14 protein-coding genes and 1 pseudogene are annotated in these 16,508 nt (G+C 68.3%); 7 read left to right on the top strand and 8 right to left on the bottom strand.

Annotation, left to right across the window (positions count from 1 at the left end; translation table 11 throughout):
* The first annotated feature begins 30 nt into the window (after window positions 1-30).
* Complete coding sequence (locus A9X04_RS04685) at window positions 31-1,260, top strand: NADP-dependent isocitrate dehydrogenase (protein ID WP_067918209.1); 1,230 nt, start codon at window positions 31-33, stop codon at window positions 1,258-1,260.
* Here the strand turns inward: A9X04_RS04685 and A9X04_RS04690 are convergent.
* The gene (locus tag A9X04_RS04690; RefSeq protein ID WP_067918235.1) at window positions 1,253-2,050 is read right to left on the bottom strand and encodes an alpha/beta fold hydrolase; all 798 of its coding nucleotides are present in this window, start codon (window positions 2,048-2,050) and stop codon (window positions 1,253-1,255) included. The genes A9X04_RS04685 and A9X04_RS04690 overlap by 8 nt on opposite strands.
* A gap of 212 nt (window positions 2,051-2,262) precedes the next feature.
* On the opposite strand from A9X04_RS04690, the gene trpS reads away from it, so the two are divergent.
* Both trpS and yhjD read left to right on the top strand, forming a co-directional pair.
* Complete coding sequence (gene trpS, locus A9X04_RS04695; RefSeq protein ID WP_067918210.1) at window positions 2,263-3,282, top strand: tryptophan--tRNA ligase; 1,020 nt, start codon at window positions 2,263-2,265, stop codon at window positions 3,280-3,282.
* 7 nt (window positions 3,283-3,289) lie between these two features.
* Window positions 3,290-4,318, top strand: a complete 1,029-nt coding sequence (gene yhjD / locus A9X04_RS04700) for an inner membrane protein YhjD (RefSeq protein ID WP_067918212.1) — start codon at window positions 3,290-3,292, stop codon at window positions 4,316-4,318.
* On the opposite strand, the gene nagA is transcribed toward yhjD, so the two are convergent.
* Both nagA and A9X04_RS04710 read right to left on the bottom strand, forming a co-directional pair.
* Window positions 4,315-5,436, bottom strand: coding sequence for an N-acetylglucosamine-6-phosphate deacetylase (gene nagA / locus A9X04_RS04705; RefSeq protein WP_067918214.1), 1,122 nt, complete (start codon window positions 5,434-5,436; stop codon window positions 4,315-4,317). The genes yhjD and nagA overlap by 4 nt on opposite strands.
* Window positions 5,430-6,764: a sugar porter family MFS transporter gene (locus A9X04_RS04710; protein ID WP_067918216.1), complete on the bottom strand. Its 1,335-nt coding sequence runs from the start codon at window positions 6,762-6,764 to the stop codon at window positions 5,430-5,432. Before A9X04_RS04710 ends, nagA begins: the two co-directional genes overlap by 7 nt.
* 663 nt (window positions 6,765-7,427) lie before the next feature.
* On the opposite strand from A9X04_RS04710, the gene A9X04_RS04720 reads away from it, so the two are divergent.
* A complete protein-coding gene (locus A9X04_RS04720; RefSeq protein ID WP_067918222.1) occupies window positions 7,428-8,453 on the top strand; it encodes a TQO small subunit DoxD in 1,026 nt (341 codons plus the stop codon).
* Window positions 8,454-8,471: 18 nt separating this feature from the next.
* Here the strand turns inward: A9X04_RS04720 and A9X04_RS04725 are convergent, their stop codons facing one another.
* Window positions 8,472-9,722, bottom strand: coding sequence for a D-alanyl-D-alanine carboxypeptidase family protein (locus A9X04_RS04725; protein ID WP_067918224.1), 1,251 nt, complete (start codon window positions 9,720-9,722; stop codon window positions 8,472-8,474).
* A gap of 228 nt (window positions 9,723-9,950) precedes the next feature.
* On the opposite strand from A9X04_RS04725, the gene A9X04_RS04730 reads away from it, so the two are divergent.
* Complete coding sequence (locus A9X04_RS04730; protein ID WP_067918236.1) at window positions 9,951-10,175, top strand: hypothetical protein; 225 nt, start codon at window positions 9,951-9,953, stop codon at window positions 10,173-10,175.
* Here A9X04_RS04730 and A9X04_RS04735 read toward each other — a convergent pair.
* Window positions 10,172-11,536, bottom strand: a complete 1,365-nt coding sequence (locus tag A9X04_RS04735; protein WP_082974807.1) for an aspartate aminotransferase family protein — start codon at window positions 11,534-11,536, stop codon at window positions 10,172-10,174. The two genes, A9X04_RS04730 and A9X04_RS04735, sit on opposite strands and share 4 nt — an antisense overlap.
* 17 nt (window positions 11,537-11,553) lie before the next feature.
* On the opposite strand from A9X04_RS04735, the gene A9X04_RS04740 reads away from it, so the two are divergent.
* The gene (locus A9X04_RS04740) at window positions 11,554-12,456 is read left to right on the top strand and encodes a sigma-70 family RNA polymerase sigma factor (protein WP_067918226.1); all 903 of its coding nucleotides are present in this window, start codon (window positions 11,554-11,556) and stop codon (window positions 12,454-12,456) included.
* On the opposite strand, the pseudogene A9X04_RS04745 reads toward A9X04_RS04740, so the two are convergent.
* Window positions 12,428-13,060: pseudogene (locus A9X04_RS04745) on the bottom strand (carboxymuconolactone decarboxylase family protein); the annotation flags it as partial. The gene A9X04_RS04740 and the pseudogene A9X04_RS04745 overlap by 29 nt on opposite strands.
* 94 nt (window positions 13,061-13,154) lie before the next feature.
* Between A9X04_RS04745 and A9X04_RS04750 the strand changes: the two are divergent.
* Window positions 13,155-14,225 (top strand): diguanylate cyclase, encoded by a 1,071-nt coding sequence (locus tag A9X04_RS04750; protein WP_067918230.1) that lies wholly within the window; start codon window positions 13,155-13,157, stop codon window positions 14,223-14,225.
* A 13-nt stretch (window positions 14,226-14,238) separates the two neighbouring features.
* Here A9X04_RS04750 and A9X04_RS04755 read toward each other — a convergent pair whose 3' ends face one another.
* Window positions 14,239-15,045 carry a succinate dehydrogenase iron-sulfur subunit gene (locus A9X04_RS04755; protein ID WP_067918231.1) on the bottom strand — a complete coding sequence of 269 codons (807 nt, stop codon included), beginning with the start codon at window positions 15,043-15,045 and terminating at the stop codon, window positions 14,239-14,241.
* A partial coding sequence (gene sdhA, locus A9X04_RS04760) for a succinate dehydrogenase flavoprotein subunit (protein WP_067918237.1) occupies window positions 15,045-16,508 on the bottom strand: 1,464 nt, incomplete at its 5' end. The genes A9X04_RS04755 and sdhA, both read right to left, overlap by 1 nt.

The raw sequence follows: 16,508 nt of genomic DNA on the forward strand, positions 1-16,508 counted from the left end.
AAGGGCCGCGAAGAGAAAGTCGAACTCGATATGGCAGGCGAACAGAAGATCAAGGTCAAAGGGCCGGTCGTCGAGCTCGACGGTGACGAGATGACCCGCGTCATCTGGAAGTTCATCAAGGACCTGCTGATCCTGCCGCATCTGGACATCAACCTCGAGTACTACGACCTCGGCATCGAAAACCGCGACCGCACCAACGACCAGGTGACCATCGACGCCGCGTACGCCATCAAGAAGCACGGCGTCGGGGTCAAGTGCGCCACCATCACCCCCGACGAGGCGCGCGTCTCCGAATTCAACCTGAAGAAGATGTGGCTGTCGCCCAACGGAACAATCCGGAACATCTTGGGTGGCACCATCTTTCGCGAGCCGATCGTCATCTCGAACGTGCCGCGCCTGGTGCCGGGCTGGACCAAGCCGATCGTCATCGGCCGCCACGCCTTCGGCGACCAGTACCGGGCGACCAACTTCAAGGTCGACAAGCCGGGCACCGTCTCGATCACGTTCACGCCCTCGGACGGCAGCGAGCCGATGGTCCACGAGGTGGTGTCCATTCCCGACGACGGCGGCGTCGTGATGGGGATGTACAACTTCAAGGAATCCGTCCGCGACTTCGCGCGCGCCTCGCTGGCGTACGGTCTCAACGCCAAGTGGCCGGTGTACCTGTCCACCAAGAACACCATCCTCAAGGCCTACGACGGCATGTTCAAAGACGAGTTCCAGCGCATCTACGACGAGGAGTTCAAGGACAAGTTCGAGGCCGAGGGGCTGACTTACGAGCACCGGCTGATCGACGACATGGTCGCCGCCTGCCTGAAGTGGGAGGGCGGCTACGTGTGGGCCTGCAAGAACTACGACGGCGACGTCCAGTCCGACCTGGTCGCCCAGGGCTACGGCTCGCTGGGGCTGATGACGTCGGTGCTGATGACCGCCGACGGCAAGACGGTCGAGGCCGAGGCCGCGCACGGCACCGTCACCCGGCACTTCCGCCAGTACCAGGCCGGCAAGCCGACCTCGACGAACCCGATCGCCTCGATCTTCGCCTGGACGCGGGGGCTGCAGCACCGCGGCAAGCTCGACGACACCCCGGAGGTGATCGAGTTCGCGCAGACGCTGGAGGACGTGGTGGTCGCGACGGTCGAGAGCGGGAAGATGACCAAGGACCTGGCCATCCTCATCGGGCCCGAGCAGGAATGGCAGCAGAGCGAGGAGTTCCTCAACTCGATCGCCGAGAACCTGGAGAAGAAGCTGGTCAGCTAGCCGATGGGTTGGCGCCCCGGGTCGCCGCGCTGCACTCGTCGAGGAACTCGGTGATCAGTTCGGCGACGCGCTCCGGCGCCTCGAACATCGGGATGTGCCCTACGCCGTCGAGCTCGGTGACCTGGTGGTCGTCGGGCAGGTGGGTGGTGAAATGCCTGCTGAACCTGGGTGCGGGCACGATCCGGTCTTTTTCGCAGATCACCAGGTGCGCCGGGACGGCGTTCTCGGCCAGCTCCCGCAGGCCGTGCAGCAGCAGCGACTTGACCAGCAGCTGGAAATACGCAGGGCAGTGGGCGACGTCGTCGATGCAGCCGAGCAGCTGCTCCTCGGTGACCCCGTCGGGCCGCGCGCTGATCGCGTAGGTGGCCAGCTGCCGGCTGAACGGCAGGCGCATCACCTTCGGGCCGAACAGCCAGGCCAGCACCAGCAGCGGAATGCCCAGGATGAACTTGGCGATCACCTCGAACTTGGCCGGGCTCCAGCGCGTCCAACCGCCGGCCGGGGCGATGCCCATGACGCTGCGCGCCCGCCCGCGCCGCTCGAGTTCGAACGCCACCCAGCCGCCCAGCGAGTTGCCCACGATGTGGGCGGTGTCCCAGCCCAGCTCGTCCATCTGCTGTTCCACGTGGTCTGCCAGGACCGCCGAGGACAGGAACCAGGTGCCCGCGGAGGGGCCGCCGTTGTGGCCGGCCATCGTCGGGGCGAACACCTCGTAGCGCCCGGTGCCGGCCAACCGCTGGGCGACGTCCTCCCACACCGCCTGTGACAGCAGGAACGGATGCAGCAACAGCACCGGCTCCCCCGAGCCGAGGCGGATCGGTGGCCGGGTCCCCGTGTTGCTGTTGATCCTCTTGCTCCCCATACCGCCGACATTAAAGGCGGTACCGCCGGTATCGCAAGCGAGGCGCAGCGCGAGCGCCCGGCGGGCCGGGAACTCGAAGGCGAGCGCCCGGCTGGCCGGGGACTCGGCGCCAGCGGGCCGCGTGAAAAGATCGGTGCATCATGAGCACCGCTACCGGATCCCGCCGGATTTTCTCCGGCGTGCAGCCCACTTCCGACTCGCTCCACCTGGGGAACGCGTTGGGTGCCATCACCCAGTGGGTGGCGCTGCAGGACGATCACGACCCCTTCTTCTGCGTGGTCGACCTGCACGCCATCACCATCCCGCAGGACCCCGAGGCGCTGCGCCGCCGGACCCTGGTGACGGCCGCCCAATACCTGGCGCTGGGCATCGACCCCGCCCGCAGCACGATCTTCGTACAGAGCCACGTGCCCGCCCACTCCCAGCTCGCCTGGGTGCTGGGCTGCTTCACCGGCTTCGGGCAGGCCTCGCGGATGACGCAGTTCAAGGACAAGTCGGCCCGCCAGGGCGGCGACTCGACCACCGTGGGCCTGTTCACCTATCCGGTGTTGCAGGCCGCCGACGTCTTGGCCTACGACGCCGAGCTGGTGCCGGTGGGCGAGGACCAGCGTCAGCATCTCGAGCTGGCGCGCGACGTGGCGCAGCGGTTCAACAGCCGGTTCCCCGACACGTTCGTGGTGCCGGACCTGCTCATCCCGAAGGTCACCGCCAAGATCTACGACCTGCAGGACCCGACGTCGAAGATGAGCAAATCCGCGGCCACCGATACCGGACTGATCAACCTGCTCGACGAGCCCGCCGTGTCGGCCAAGAAGATCCGCTCGGCCGTCACCGACAGCGAGCGCGAGATCCGCTTCGACGCCGACGCCAAGCCGGGGGTGTCGAATCTGCTGACCATCCAGTCCGCGGTCACCGGCGTCGGCATCGACAAGCTGGTGGAGGGTTACGCCGGACGGGGTTACGGCGACCTGAAGAAGGACACCGCCGATGCGGTCGTCGCGTTCGTCGGCCCGATCAAGGCCCGCGTCGACGAATTGCTGGCCGACCCGGCCGAATTGGAGGCGGTACTGGCGGTCGGCGCGCAGCGGGCCGAGGACGTCGCCGGCAAGACCGTCCGGCGGGTCTACGATCGCCTCGGGTTTCTTCCGCAACGGGGATGAGTTCACCATGAGCGAGCCGGCGAAGGCGGGCGTCCTCGATCGGCTACGGGACCGGCACGCGTGGCTCGACCATGTCATCCGCGCCTACCAGCGTTTCGACGACCGCAACGGCGGGTTCTTCGCCGCCGGGCTCACCTATTACACGATCTTCGCGCTATTCCCTTTGCTGATGGTCGGTTTCGCGGCCTTCGGGTTCATCCTGGTCCGACGGCCGGAACTGTTGAGAACGATCGACGACCACATCCGGTCCCAGGTGACCGGCGCCCTGGGAGATCAGCTGCTGGACCTGATGAACTCGGCGATCCACGCGCGGGCATCGGTGGGTGTCATTGGCCTGGCCACGGCCCTCTGGGCCGGTCTGGGCTGGATGTCACATCTGCGCCAGGCGTTGACCGAGATGTGGTGGGACGACCGCATCGAGTCGCCGGGCTTCGTGCACAACAAGTTCTCCGACCTGTTGGCCATGGTGGGCACCTTCGCGGTGACCATGGCGACCATCGGCCTGACCACCCTGGGCCATGAGGCACCGATGTCGGCCTTGCTGAAATGGCTTGGCATACCGCAGCTTCTGGTGTTCGACTGGTTGTTCACAGCGCTGTCGATCGTGATCTCGACGGCGGTGTCCTGGCTGCTGTTCGCCTGGATGATCGCCCGGCTGCCACGCGAGAAAGTCAGCGTGGCCGATTCGGCGCGCGGCGCGCTGTTGGCGGCGATCGGCTTCGAAGTGTTCAAACAGGTGGCCTCGATCTATCTGCGGGTGGTCCTGCGCAGCCCCGCGGGCGCCACCTTCGGCCCGGTGCTGGGTCTGATGGTGTTCGCTTACATCACCGCGTACCTCGTGCTCTTCTGCACGGCATGGGCGGCGACGGCATCCGGTCACCCGCGCTTCCGTCACGTCGCCCCGCCCGCGCCGGCGATCATCGCCCCGCGCGTGCAACTGGACGAGGGCATCAGCACGCGTCAGACGCTGACCGCGATGGCGTTGGGAGCCGTTGGGGCGCTGGCCCTCTCCCGCGTCACGCGATGGCTGCGCTAGCCGCCCACCCGCCAGCGGCCGGCCACCATGACCGCGGCCACCCGCAGATCACCGTCCAGCACAACAAGATCGGCGGCGTAGCCGGCGCACAGACTGCCCACCCGTTCGATCCCGAGGGCCCGCGCAGGTGTCGCCGACGTCGTCTGCGCCGCGATGGCCGGCCCCGCAGCGGCATTCACGGCGCGAAAGATTTGGTCCATGGTGGCGGTGCTGCCGGCAATCGTCGACGCCCCGCGCACCCGCGCCACACCGGACACGACGTCGACGGTCACCGCGCCGAGGCGACACGTGCCATCGCCGCACCCGGCCGCGGCGGTGGCGTCGGTGATCAGCGCGACCCGGCCGGGCCCCGCGGCCTCGATCACCGCGCGCACGACGGCCGGGTGCACGTGCACGCCGTCGGCGATCAGCTCGACGGTGACCCCCGGGTGGCGCAGCAGGGCGAGCGCCGGCCCGGGCTCGCGGTGATGCAGCGGCGGCATCGCGTTGAACAGGTGGGTGCCGACCGTCGCGCCCAGTGCGATGGCATGTTCGGCCTGCTCATAAGTGGCGTCCGTATGCCCCACCGCCACAACGACTCCGGCGTCGAGGAAGCGCCGGATCGCCTCGTCGGCCCCGGGCAGCTCGGGGGCCAGCGTGACCATCCGGATCGCGCCGCCGCCGGCGTCGAGCACGGCGTCGATCTCGGCGGGGTCCGGGTCGCGCAATAGGGCGGGGTCGTGCGCCCCGCAGCGGGCCCGGCTCAGCCACGGCCCCTCCAGGTGGATGCCCGCGACGGTGCCGCGCCGGCTGGCGTCGGCGAGCGCGCGCACCCCGGAGAGCAACTCCGCGGGCGAGGCGGTCACCAGGCTGCCGAGCGTCGTGGTGGTGCCGTGCCGCAGGTGGAAATCCGCCGCACCGGCAATCCCGTCACGGTCGGTGTAGGAGTCCCCGCCGCCGCCGTGCACGTGCATGTCGACAAAGCCGGGCACCACGGTGCCGCCGGGAAATTCGGCGTCGGCCGGGCCGGGCGGGGTGCCCGCGCCGCAGGCCAGGATCCGCCCGTCGCCCGTCTCCAGCCAGCCCGGTCGGGCGACCTGCCCGTCGAGCACCATGGTGCCCGCGGCGATGACTACCATCGGCCGCCGTTCTCCCAGAAGTGCCGGATCTCCTCCAGCTGGCGCCCCTTGGTCTCCGGCGCATAGCGGTACACGACGACGAACGCGATCACCGCCAGGGCGGCGAACACCGCGAAAGTGCCTGCGCCGCCCAGGGAATGCAGCATGGTGAGAAACACGGCGGCGACGATCGCGTTGGCCACCAGGTTCGAGGTGAGCATGGTGCTCGACCCGATGGACCGCAGCCGGGACGGGAAGCTCTCGCTGGCGTACACCCAGCCCAGGGAGCCGAAACCCATGGTGTAGCCGACGATGAACAACAGTATCCCGGCGAAGCCGAGTGCCGCGCCCCCAAGGCCCCGCCCGAACACCGCCATCAACACGGCGTCGGCGGCGACCATCATCGCGATGCCGGACAGCAGAATTGGGCGCCGGCCCACCCGGTCGACGAGCAGCAGCGACGCGCCCACGGCGGCCAACCCGGCGACCTGGACCAGGGCCGGCAGCGCAAGCAGCGCGAAGTTGCCCGTGAAGCCCATCGCCTGGAAAATCCGTGGGCTGTAATAGATGATCGCGTTGATCCCGGTGATCTGGATCAGGAAGCCGAGCGTGATCACGAAGGCGGTGGCCCGCGAATACGGTGGGCGCAGCATCTCCGACCAGCCGCCGCTCCCTTCGCTCAGCGCGCGGCCGATCTCGGCGAGCTCCTCGTCGACCCGGGCGTCGGGCTCCACGCGAAGCAACGCCTGGCGGGCCTCGTCGGGCCGGCCCTTGAGCACGTACCACCGCGCCGTGTCGGGCGCGCGAATCAGCAACGGCAACAACAGTATTGCGGGCACGGTGGCCAGTCCCAGCATCCACCGCCAGCTGTGGGTGCCGGCCAGCAGGTACCCGGTCAGGTAGCCCACGATGAGTCCGCTGACGATGGCCAGTTGGTAGGCGGTCAGCAGCGAGCCGCGCACCGCCGTCGGGGCCGACTCCGCCACGTACACCGGGACCACCACCACTGCCACGCCGAGGGTCAGGCCCAGCAGGAGCCGGGCCGCCAACAGCATCGGCAGCGAGACCGAGAGCGCACCCAGCAGGGCGAACGCCGCGTAGGCGACCAGCAGCAGCACCACCGACTTCTTGCGCCCGATCGCGTTGGCCAGCACGCCCGCACCGAGCGCCCCGCCGATCTGGCCGAGCACCACCATCGTCGTCAGCAGTTCCTGTTGCCGCGTCGACAGGCCGAAGTCCTCGGTGACGTAGAGCTGCGCGCCGGCGATGATGGACAGGTCGTAGCCGTAGATGACGCCGATGCTGGCGGCAGTCAATCCGACCCGCAATCCCCGCCGGGCATCAGTCATCTCGGTGAGTCTAGTGTCGCGGCCCCGCGCCTATTCGGCAGAAACCCGGACCCGCCCGCGTCCCCCGGCGCCGGTGCTATCTTGGGCCGCGTGCGCCTCGGACCGCGGGATCTCTAGATCGTGCGGCTGAATCGACTTCGAGGACTGCGCTGGGCGGCGGTCGCGGCTATCGCCCTTCTGGCGCCGCTTGCTCTCACGCACTGCCCGCGCACGCTCGGAGCTTTGACCACCGTCGCTGCGGTGCATCATGAATCCGCACGGGCGGCGATCCCCGTCGGTGAGCAGCTCATTGAGCACACGCGCGCCGCGTCGACGCAGCACAAGGCCACCCCCGGCGAGCTGTGCCGCGGCGGCGATTTCACCCTCGTTGCGAGTGGTTCGGCGTCCGGAACCGATGACCCACGGAGCACGCCCGCGGTCGGCGTTACCCAGGGGATCGATGTCTCCGGGAGGACCGCCAGAGCACCTCCGCCACAATCTACGCACGGTCCGCGTGTTTTCGGCGGACGTGCTCGCCTTCATCTGCTCTGCTTGCTCCGGCGCTGAGGAAGACCTCGTCGCCGGAGGGAAATGCTGCTCTCGCCACCGCGGACAGAGCTCGCCAATTCCTTCGGCCATCCATTTCCATGATCATGTTCGTTGTTTTAAAGGATGGCACATTCAATGCAAAATCAAGGTCTCGCTGTTTCGCCCAGCACCCAAAGCTCGTCAGCCGCGCTCATTCTCCTTCCGCTTCGGCTTGTTGTCGGCTGGACATATTTCTCGGCCTTTTGGCGCCGGGCAATTCTCGCCGACAAGCTGGACCCCAGCGCCGCCGGCTATGTCGGAGAGAAGTTCAACAATTTCCTCCCCAACGCGCTGGGCATCAAGCCGGTCATAAATTACCTTGTGCTGCACCCGGATATTTTGAAATGGTCCATGATTGCGTTCACGATGGTGGAAGCGCTCGTCGGATTGTGTCTCATGCTCGGGATATTCACCCGGGCAATGGGTGCGAGCGCCTTGCTGCTGGCTTTCGGCATTCTGCTGAGCGCGGGGTGGCTGGGCACCACCTGTCTCGATGAATGGCAGATCGGAATTCTGGGTATCGCGTCCGGCGTCGCGTTCTTGCTCGGCGGTGGCGGCGAGTACTCGGTCGATGCCCTGCTCAGGCGCAAGGGCTTGAGCTTCACCCGGAGCAAGCGGTTTACCTGGCTCGCTTCGGGTGAATCGACGGTCAGCAAGCGGGCCGTCATCATCGGGGCGGCTGCGGTGCTCGCAGTAACGCTGGTGACCAACCAGTATTTTCATGGCGGTGTCTATGGACCGCTGCACAACAAATCGATCAAACCGGTGGTCGAGATATCCGACGCCAGTATCGCGGACGGTGGTTTGCGGTTTACCGTCTATCGGACCGAAGGCGTGGACGTGTACGGCTCGTTCCTGGTCAGTGTCGCTCTAGTCGATGACGGTAAGACGATCTTGAAAATTGCCGGGCCACAGCTGAGCCAGCTGCCCAAGAGCGACATCGTCAATTACCATGTGGCGGCGGTGAAACCGGGGACGTGCGGCCTGGTCATACCGTTGGGAGCCAAAGCCCGGATCTCGCTCAACACCGGGGCCGTCGCAATTGACAAGAATCGGAGTTACGCCCTTACCCTCACCGACGTGAGCGGCGTCCGCTGGCAAATACCGGTCACCGGAGGGTGACCTTCCGCCGGCCCCGACTCAGTGTTGGGGCCGGCGGTTCATCGAGCGTGCGACCATGATCAAACTGAACACGACGATGGCTCCGATGACGGCGACGCCCACCCGGATGGGCAACGCGTCCGCCGAGGGGAGGAGCCCCGCGGCCTGGGCGCCGCTGGCCTGCCGGTCGGCGGCGCTGTCGCGTTTGGCGGGCGCCAGCGAGGGATCGGGCTCGATCAGGTTGCCGACCTGGGTGCCCTGCGGCGTGCTGAATCCGTAGTCCAGCAGGTGGGCCGCCTGCTCCCACGGGGCGATCGGCTGCCGCGTCCCGTGCAGCAGCACCGCCATCAGCCGCCGGCCGTTGTGGTTGGCCGCACCGACGAACGTCTGGCCGGCGTCGTCGGTGTAGCCGGTCTTGCCGCCCAGCGCGCCCGGGTACTTGTAGAGCAGCTGGTTGTCGTTTTCCAACTCGTAGCCGGGGTGGTCGCCGTGGCCGGGGAAATCGAACGTCCGCGTGGCGACGATGTCGGCGAAAGTCGGGTTCTGCCAGGCGTACCGATAGAACAGGCTGATGTCGTAGGCCGAGGTGCTCATGCCCGGCCCGTCCAGGCCGGACGGCGTCGCCACCCGGGTGTCCTTGCCGCCGAGCTTGGCGGCGAGCACGTTGATCTTCTCCACCGCCTGCTGCATGCCGCCGAGTTGCATGGCCAGCGCGTGCGCGGCGTCGTTGCCGGAGTGCATCAGCAGGCCGTGCAGCAGCTGGTTGACGGTGAACACGCCGCCCTCTTCGACGCCGACCTTGGTGCCCTCGGCGGCCGCGTCCTCGGCGGTGCCGGGAACCGACTTGTTCAGGTTGAGCGCGTTGATGGACGCCATCGCGACCAAGACCTTGATGATGCTGGCGGGGCGGTGACGGCCGTGCGGGTCCTTGGCGGCGATCACGGCGCCGCTGTCCAGGTCCGCCACCAACCATGCGTCGGCGGAGACATCGGTGGGCAGCGGCGGCGTATCGGGGGCGGCGACGATCCCGCAGCTGCCCAGCGCCTCGCCGCCGACCGGCTTGGGGGGCACCGCCAGCGGGACAGGCGGGTCGCCGGCCTGGGGCACCTCCGACGAGTCCACCGCGGGCGGGGTGTTCACCTTGAACGGGCAGTTCGCGGGCGCGGCGTTGGGTTCGGCGCCGGGCTCGGCCCTTCCCACCGGCAGCGCGGTGGGGGCGGCCAGCGTCACCGGAGCGGCGATCAGGAAAACGGCCGCTGCCAGGCACGATGCGGGGCGTAGGAAGTTCATTGCTTGTGCAGACTAGGCGATCGACGGGCCGATTCGGGGGAGCCGCGCTGTGACTGGTGAGACGGAAGTTGCGACGTCGCCGGGCGGCGGGAACGCGGGCGAGCCACTACGCTGGGCATGCCGTCGCCGCGACGGCGCCGAATCTTCCTGCCGAACCGCGAGGGCCCCGCCATTCCCAACGATCGATTCTGGTTCCGCCGGCGGCGGGACCGCGACGCACCGCGAGCGCTGCCACAGCTGCTCAAGGAGGTCGAGAAGGCGACGCAGGTCCGCCGCTCCGGCCTCGAGGGCGTGCTCGCCGAGTTGCGGCAGCACCGTGACGCGGCGTCCGACGCCGGCCTGCGGGAGGCGCTCACCTGGCTGTGCAACTCGGTATCGCGGATGGCCGCCAGCCCGACGGCGGCGCATTCCCGGGAGGTTTTGATCGCCGCCGACGCGGTGAAGCGCGCCTAAAGCCGCCGAGAAGCCTCCCCGAGCACGTCCCGCAAAACAGATTCGATGGTGTCGAACTCCGCCTGACCGCTGATCAGCGGGGGCGCCACCTGCACGACGGGATCGCCGCGGTCGTCGGCGCGGCAGTACAGGCCCGCCTCGAACAGTGCGGGCGAGACGTAGCCGTGCAACAGCCGTTCGCACTCGGCATCGCTGAACGTTTCCTTGGTCGCCTTGTCCTTGACCAGTTCGATGCCGTAGAAATAGCCCTCGCCGCGGACGTCGCCGACGATGGGCAGGTCGTAGAGCTTCTCCAGCGTGGCGCGGAAGGCGGGCGCGTGTTGGCTGACCCGGTCGTTGAGGCCCTCGCGCTCGAAGATGTCGAGGTTGGCCAGCGCCACGGCCGTCGAAACCGGGTGTCCGCCAAAGGTATAGCCGTGCGGAAAGACGGTGGCGCCGTCGTTGAACGGCTCGAAGAGCCTCTCGCTGGCGATCATCGCGCCCAGCGGTGAATAGCCCGACGTCAGGCCCTTGGCGCAGGTGATCATGTCGGGCACGTAGCCGAAGTCGTCACAGGCGAACATCGATCCGATCCGGCCGAACGCGCAGATCACCTCGTCGGAGACCAGTAGCACGTCGTAGGAGTCGCAGATCTGGCGTACCCGTTCGAAATAGCCGGGGGGAGGCGGGATGGCCCCGCCCGCATTCTGCACCGGCTCCAGGAACACCGCGGCGACCGTCGCCGGGCCTTCGAACTCGATCGCCTCGGCGATCCGGTCGGCAGCCCATTGCCCGAACGCTTTCGGGTCGTCCGCAAACGGCTCCGGTGCGCGGTAGAAGTTCGTGTTGGGCACCCGGAAGCCGCCCGGGGTCACCGGTTCGAACGGTGCCTTGTATGACGGCAGGCCGGTGATCGCCAGGGCGCCCTGGGTGGTGCCGTGGTAGGCGATCGACCGCGAAATCACTTTGTGCTTACCGGGTTTGCCGGTCAGCTTGAAGTACTGCTTGGCCAGCTTCCATGCGGTCTCGACGGCCTCGGTCCCGCCGGTGGTGAAGAACACCCGGTTCAGGTCCCCCGGGGCGTAATGCGCGAGGCGCTCCGCCAGCTCGACCGCGGAGGGGTGCGCGTACCCCCAGAGCGGGAAGTACGCCAGCGTGCTCGCCTGCCGCGCGGCGACCTCGGCGAGCTCGGCGCGGCCGTGGCCGACCTGCACCGTGAACAACCCGGACAGCGCGTCGAGGTAGCTCTTGCCGCGGTCGTCGAAGATGGTCACGCCGTCGCCGCGGACGATGACCGGCGGCGTGATGCCGGCGCCGTGCCGGGCGAAGTGCAGCCACAGGTGTTCTGTCATGTCGACCGTTAGCCTAACGCTCACCGTCACCGCGCTAGGCTCGCGATATGACCGGGACCGAACAGGTCTCACAATTCGAAGCCCTGCGGCCGCACCTCATGGCGGTCGCGTACCGGCTCGTCGGCACGGTGGCCGACGCCGAGGACATCGTGCAGGACGCCTGGCTGCGCTGGGACGGACAGGACGCCGACATCACCGACCTGCGGGCCTGGCTGACCACCGTGGTGAGCCGGCTGGCGCTGGACAAGTTGCGCTCGGCCGCACACCGGCGCGAGACCTACACCGGCAACTGGCTGCCCGAGCCGGTGGTCACCGGCCTCGGCGGCGCCGATCCGTTGTCCGCCGTGGTTTCCCGCGAGGACGCCCGGTTCGCGGCGATGGTGGTGCTGGAACGCCTGTCGCCGGATCAGCGGGTCGCGTTCGTCCTGCACGACGGGTTCGCGGTGCCCTTCGCCGAGGTGGCGGGCGTGCTCGGCACCACCGAGGCCGGCGCCCGTCAGCTGGCCTCGCGGGCCCGCAAGGCGGTTGCGGCCCAGCCGCCACCCAAGCCCGACCCGTCGCACGACGAGGTGGTCGGCCGGCTGATGGCCGCCATGGCCGCCGGCGACCTGGACACCGTGGTCTCGCTGCTCCATCCCGATGTCACGTTCACCGGCGATTCGAATGGCAAGGCGCCCACGGCCGTTCAGGTCATCCACGGCCCGGACAAGGTGGTCCGGTTCATGCTGGGCCTGGCGCAGCGCTACGGACCGGCGATGTTCACCTCGTATCAGCTGGGGCTGGTCAACGGCGAACTCGGCATCTACACCGCGGGCTGTCCGGCGTCCGGTGGATACCGGGAAATGCTGCCGCGGATCACGGCGCTGACCGTGCGCGACGGAAAGGTCTGTGCGCTATGGGATATCGCCAACCCGGACAAGTTCACCGGCTCTCCGCTGCGGCCTCGCTAGCCCACGGCACGCGGCAGGCGTCGCCGGAGTTGAAGCCCTGTTCGGTGATGCCCAGCGCCGTGTTCATCCGGGCCCGCATGTTCTCCACGCCGATCTGGTACGTCAGCTCGATCACCCCGGCGTCGCCGAATCGGGCCCGCAGGTCGGCGACCTGCTCGTCGGTGACGGTGTGCGGATCGGTGGTCATCGCGTCGGCGTAGCGGATCGCGGCGCGCTCGTCGTCGGTGAATGCCGTTGAGGTGGCGTAGTTGTCGATCTCTTCGAGCCGCTCGACGTCGAGGCCGTCGAGGCGCTGCAGCATGGACCCGAAGTCGACGCACCAGGAACAACCGACGCTGCGCGCGGTCCACAACACCGCCAGCTCGCGCACGCCGACCGGCAGCTGCGTGGACGCCCGGTCGATCATCGTCTCGTGCACGGCGCCGGCGACCATCAGCTTGCGATGGTGGGCGGCCACGGTGAACGGTTCGGGGACCTGGCCGTAGCGCCGCTTGGCGATCCGGTACATCGCGCGGGTCAGCAGCCCGGCGCGCTCGGGGGACAGGGGCTCGATGCGGGTTTTCTGTGTCATTCCCCTAAGACGAGACGGGCCGGACAAGTGTGACGGGCGGAATGCGCCCCGTCGGCCGCGGGAGAGTCGTAGCATGCCGCTAGCCACTCGACATCGATGATCAGTGGTTCGCGATGGGGAGCCGACGATGACCGCGCTGTTCAGCCCATGGTGGCGGGCCGATCAGTATGACTGGCTCTCCGGTTACCTCGCCTCGCGGCGCCTCAGCGGCGCCACCCGGGCCGTGATGGCATCCATCGCCGCGTCGATGGTGCTCTGCCTTCTGGCGCTGCTCGCCGGCTCCGATGGTCCCCGCGGACCGGTCCCGGTGGCGATGATGTGGCTTGCCGTCGCCGGCGGGGTGGCGGGCGTTTTGCTGTGGGTATGGCGCTGGCCCACCCGCCGGCAGTCGGTCGCCTTCGCCATGACGTGCAACACCGCCACCGCCCTGGCGTGCCTGGCGCACCCGAACCCGCTGGCCGCGCTGATCGGCTGCGTCGCGTTCGCGACGTTCGGCGCCTACATGGCGTTCTTCCACACCACGGGGTTCGTGCTGTACAACTTCGCGGTCGCCGCCGCCGTCGGCTCCTGGGAGGCGTTGTCGCTGGCCCGAACCGGCCACCCCAGCCTGGCCGGGGTGGACCTGTGGCTCGTGATCGAGGTGAACATCGCCCTACCGCTGGCGATCCGGATCTTGGTGCGCGCCCTGTCGGGGGACCTGCTGACCGCGGACCGCGATCCGTTGACCGGCCTGCTCAACAGGCGCGCATTCCAGCACGAGGCGCTGGGGATGATCGTGGCGCGTCGGGGCATCGACTCACACCTGGTGGTCATGCTGATCGACCTCGACAACTTCAAAGGCCTCAACGACAGGTGTGGTCACGCCGCCGGCGACCACGCGCTGGTCCAGGTCGCCCAGGCGCTGTTGGCCGCGGCGGACGACCAGGCGGTGGTGGCGCGAAGCGGTGGCGAGGAATTTCTCTTGGCGGGCACGTCCGCGGGCTGCAACGCCGAGTCGTTGGCCGCGCGGATGTGCCGGGCGATCGCGGCCTCGACCGCGGGGGTCACCGCCAGCATCGGCACCGCGTGCGCCCGCCTGGACGACACCGCCGTCGAACCGCAGGTTCTTCTGGCCGAGTTGATCACCGCCGCCGACGCGGCGATGTACCAGGCCAAACGGTTGGGCGGCAACCGGTGTAGCCATCACGAGCTCTGTTGACCCGTGCGCATGGTCAGCGCGTGAACATCAGCGCGCGCTTGACCTCCTGGATCGCCTTGGTGATCTGGATGCCGCGCGGGCAGCACTCGGTGCAGTTGAACGTGGTGCGGCAGCGCCACACGCCGTCCACCTCGTTGAGGATGTCGAGGCGCTCGGCGGCGGCCTCGTCGCGGCTGTCGAAGATGAACCGGTGCGCGTTGACGATCGCCGCCGGGCCGTAGTAGCTGCCCTCGTGCCAGAACACCGGGCAGCTGGTGGTGCAGGCCGCGCACAGGATGCACTTGGTGGTGTCGTCGTAGCGGGCGCGGTCGGTGGGGCTCTGAATGCGTTCCCGCGTGGGCGGATTGCCGCTGGTGACCAGGTACGGCTTGACCGCGCGGTAGGCGTCGAAGAACGGCTCCATGTCGACGATCAAATCCTTCTCCACCGGCAGGCCGCGGATCGGCTCGACCGTGATCGTGAGCTGCTTACCCGGCTTCTCGGGCAGCAGGTCGCGCATCAGCACCTTGCAGGCCAGCCGGTTGACGCCGTTGATGCGCATGGCGTCCGAACCACACACCCCGTGGGCGCAGGAGCGCCGGAAGGTCAGCGTCCCGTCCAGGTAGCTCTTGATGTAGATCAGCAGGTTGAGCAGCCGGTCGCTGGGCAGGCATGGAACCCGAAAGCTTTGCCAGCCACCGGTTTTCGCGAAGGCGTCCGGGTCGTCGGGGTTGAACCGGGCGATCTTGAGGGTCACCATCACCGCCCCGTCGGGGATGGGCGGGAGCGGCGGCTCGACACGGGGTGCCTCTTCTTGCTCCAAGGCCTCGCCTGCGGTCATCAGTACTTCCGTTCCTTGGGCTCGTAGCGGGTCTGCACGACGGGCTTGAAGTCCAGCGCGATGTCGCTGAGCAGGTCGGTGCCCTGTTTGTAGGCCATGGTGTGGCGCATGTAGTTGACGTCGTCGCGGTTCGGGTAGTCCTCACGGGCGTGCCCGCCGCGGGATTCCTTGCGGTTCAGCGCGCCCACCACCGTGACCTCGGCCAGTTCCAGCAGGAAGCCCAGCTCGATGGCTTCCAGCAGGTCGCTGTTGTAGCGTTTCCCCTTGTCGTGCACGGTGATTCGGGAGTACCGCTCCTTGAGCGCGTGGATGTCGGTCAGCGCCTGCTTCAGCGTCTCCTCGGTGCGGAACACCGCGGCGTTGTTGTCCATCGACTGCTGCAGCGCGCCGCGGATGTCGGCCACCCGCTCGTTGCCGTGCTCGCTCAGGATGTCGCCCACCCAGCCGACCACCATCGCCTCCGGATTCGGTGGCATGTCGACGAAGTCGTGCCCGCGCGCGTAGTTGACCGCGGCGATGCCGGCGCGGCGGCCGAAGACGTTGATGTCCAGCAGCGAGTTGGTGCCCAGCCGGTTGGCACCGTGCACCGACACGCACGCGCACTCGCCGGCGGCGTAGAGGCCCGGCACCGTGGAGGTGTTGTCCCGCAACACCTGCCCGGTGACGGTGGTGGGGATGCCGCCCATCACGTAGTGGCACGTCGGGTAGACCGGAACCAGCTCGTGCACCGGGTCGACGCCCAGGTAGGTGCGGGCGAACTCGGTGATGTCGGGCAGCTTGGCCTCGAGCACGTCCTCGCCGAGGTGGCGCACGTCGATGTAGACGTAGTCCTTGTGCGGGCCGGCGCCGCGGCCCTCCAAGACTTCCAGCACCATCGAGCGGGCCACGATGTCGCGCGGTGCCAGGTCGACGATGGTCGGGGCGTAACGCTCCATGAAACGCTCACCCTCGCCGTTGAGCAGGCGGCCGCCCTCGCCGCGCACGGCCTCGGAGATCAGGATGCCCAGCCCGGCCAGGCCGGTCGGGTGGAACTGATGAAACTCCATGTCCTCCAACGGAAGTCCCTTGCGGAACACGATGCCGATGCCGTCTCCGGTCAGCGTGTGCGCGTTGGAGGTGGTCTTGTACATCCGGCCCGAACCGCCGGTGGCGATCACCACGGCCTTGGCGTGGAAGACGTGGATCTGGCCGGTGGCCAGCTCGTAGGCCACCACCCCGGTGGCCACCGGCCCGCTCGGCGTCTCGGTGAGCACCAGGTCCAGCGCGTAGAACTCGTTGAAGAACTGCACGTCGTGCTTGACGCAGTTCTGGTACAGCGTCTGCAGGATCATGTGCCCGGTGCGGTCGGCGGCGTAGCACGCCCGGCGCACCGGGGCCTTGCCGTGCTCGCGGGTGTGCCCGCCGAAGCGGCGCTGGTCGATGCGGCCCTCGGGGGTGCGGTTGAACGGCATCCCCATCTTCTC

It is taken from the genome of Mycobacterium sp. E3247 (genome assembly GCF_001667785.1).
In the GTDB taxonomy this organism is placed as follows: Bacteria; Actinomycetota; Actinomycetes; order Mycobacteriales; family Mycobacteriaceae; genus Mycobacterium.

Coding starts and splice junctions, on each gene's coding strand:
- A9X04_RS04685 (WP_067918209.1), top strand. CDS start 31: ATGGCAGGCGAACAGAAGATCAAGGTCAAAGGGCCGGTCGTCGAGCTC.
- trpS (WP_067918210.1), top strand. CDS start 2,263: ATGAGCACCGCTACCGGATCCCGCCGGATTTTCTCCGGCGTGCAGCCC.
- yhjD (WP_067918212.1), top strand. CDS start 3,290: ATGAGCGAGCCGGCGAAGGCGGGCGTCCTCGATCGGCTACGGGACCGG.
- nagA (WP_067918214.1), bottom strand. CDS start 5,436: ATGGTAGTCATCGCCGCGGGCACCATGGTGCTCGACGGGCAGGTCGCC.
- A9X04_RS04710 (WP_067918216.1), bottom strand. CDS start 6,764: ATGACTGATGCCCGGCGGGGATTGCGGGTCGGATTGACTGCCGCCAGC.
- A9X04_RS04720 (WP_067918222.1), top strand. CDS start 7,428: ATGCAAAATCAAGGTCTCGCTGTTTCGCCCAGCACCCAAAGCTCGTCA.
- A9X04_RS04725 (WP_067918224.1), bottom strand. CDS start 9,722: ATGAACTTCCTACGCCCCGCATCGTGCCTGGCAGCGGCCGTTTTCCTG.
- A9X04_RS04740 (WP_067918226.1), top strand. CDS start 11,554: ATGACCGGGACCGAACAGGTCTCACAATTCGAAGCCCTGCGGCCGCAC.
- A9X04_RS04750 (WP_067918230.1), top strand. CDS start 13,155: ATGACCGCGCTGTTCAGCCCATGGTGGCGGGCCGATCAGTATGACTGG.
- A9X04_RS04755 (WP_067918231.1), bottom strand. CDS start 15,045: ATGACCGCAGGCGAGGCCTTGGAGCAAGAAGAGGCACCCCGTGTCGAG.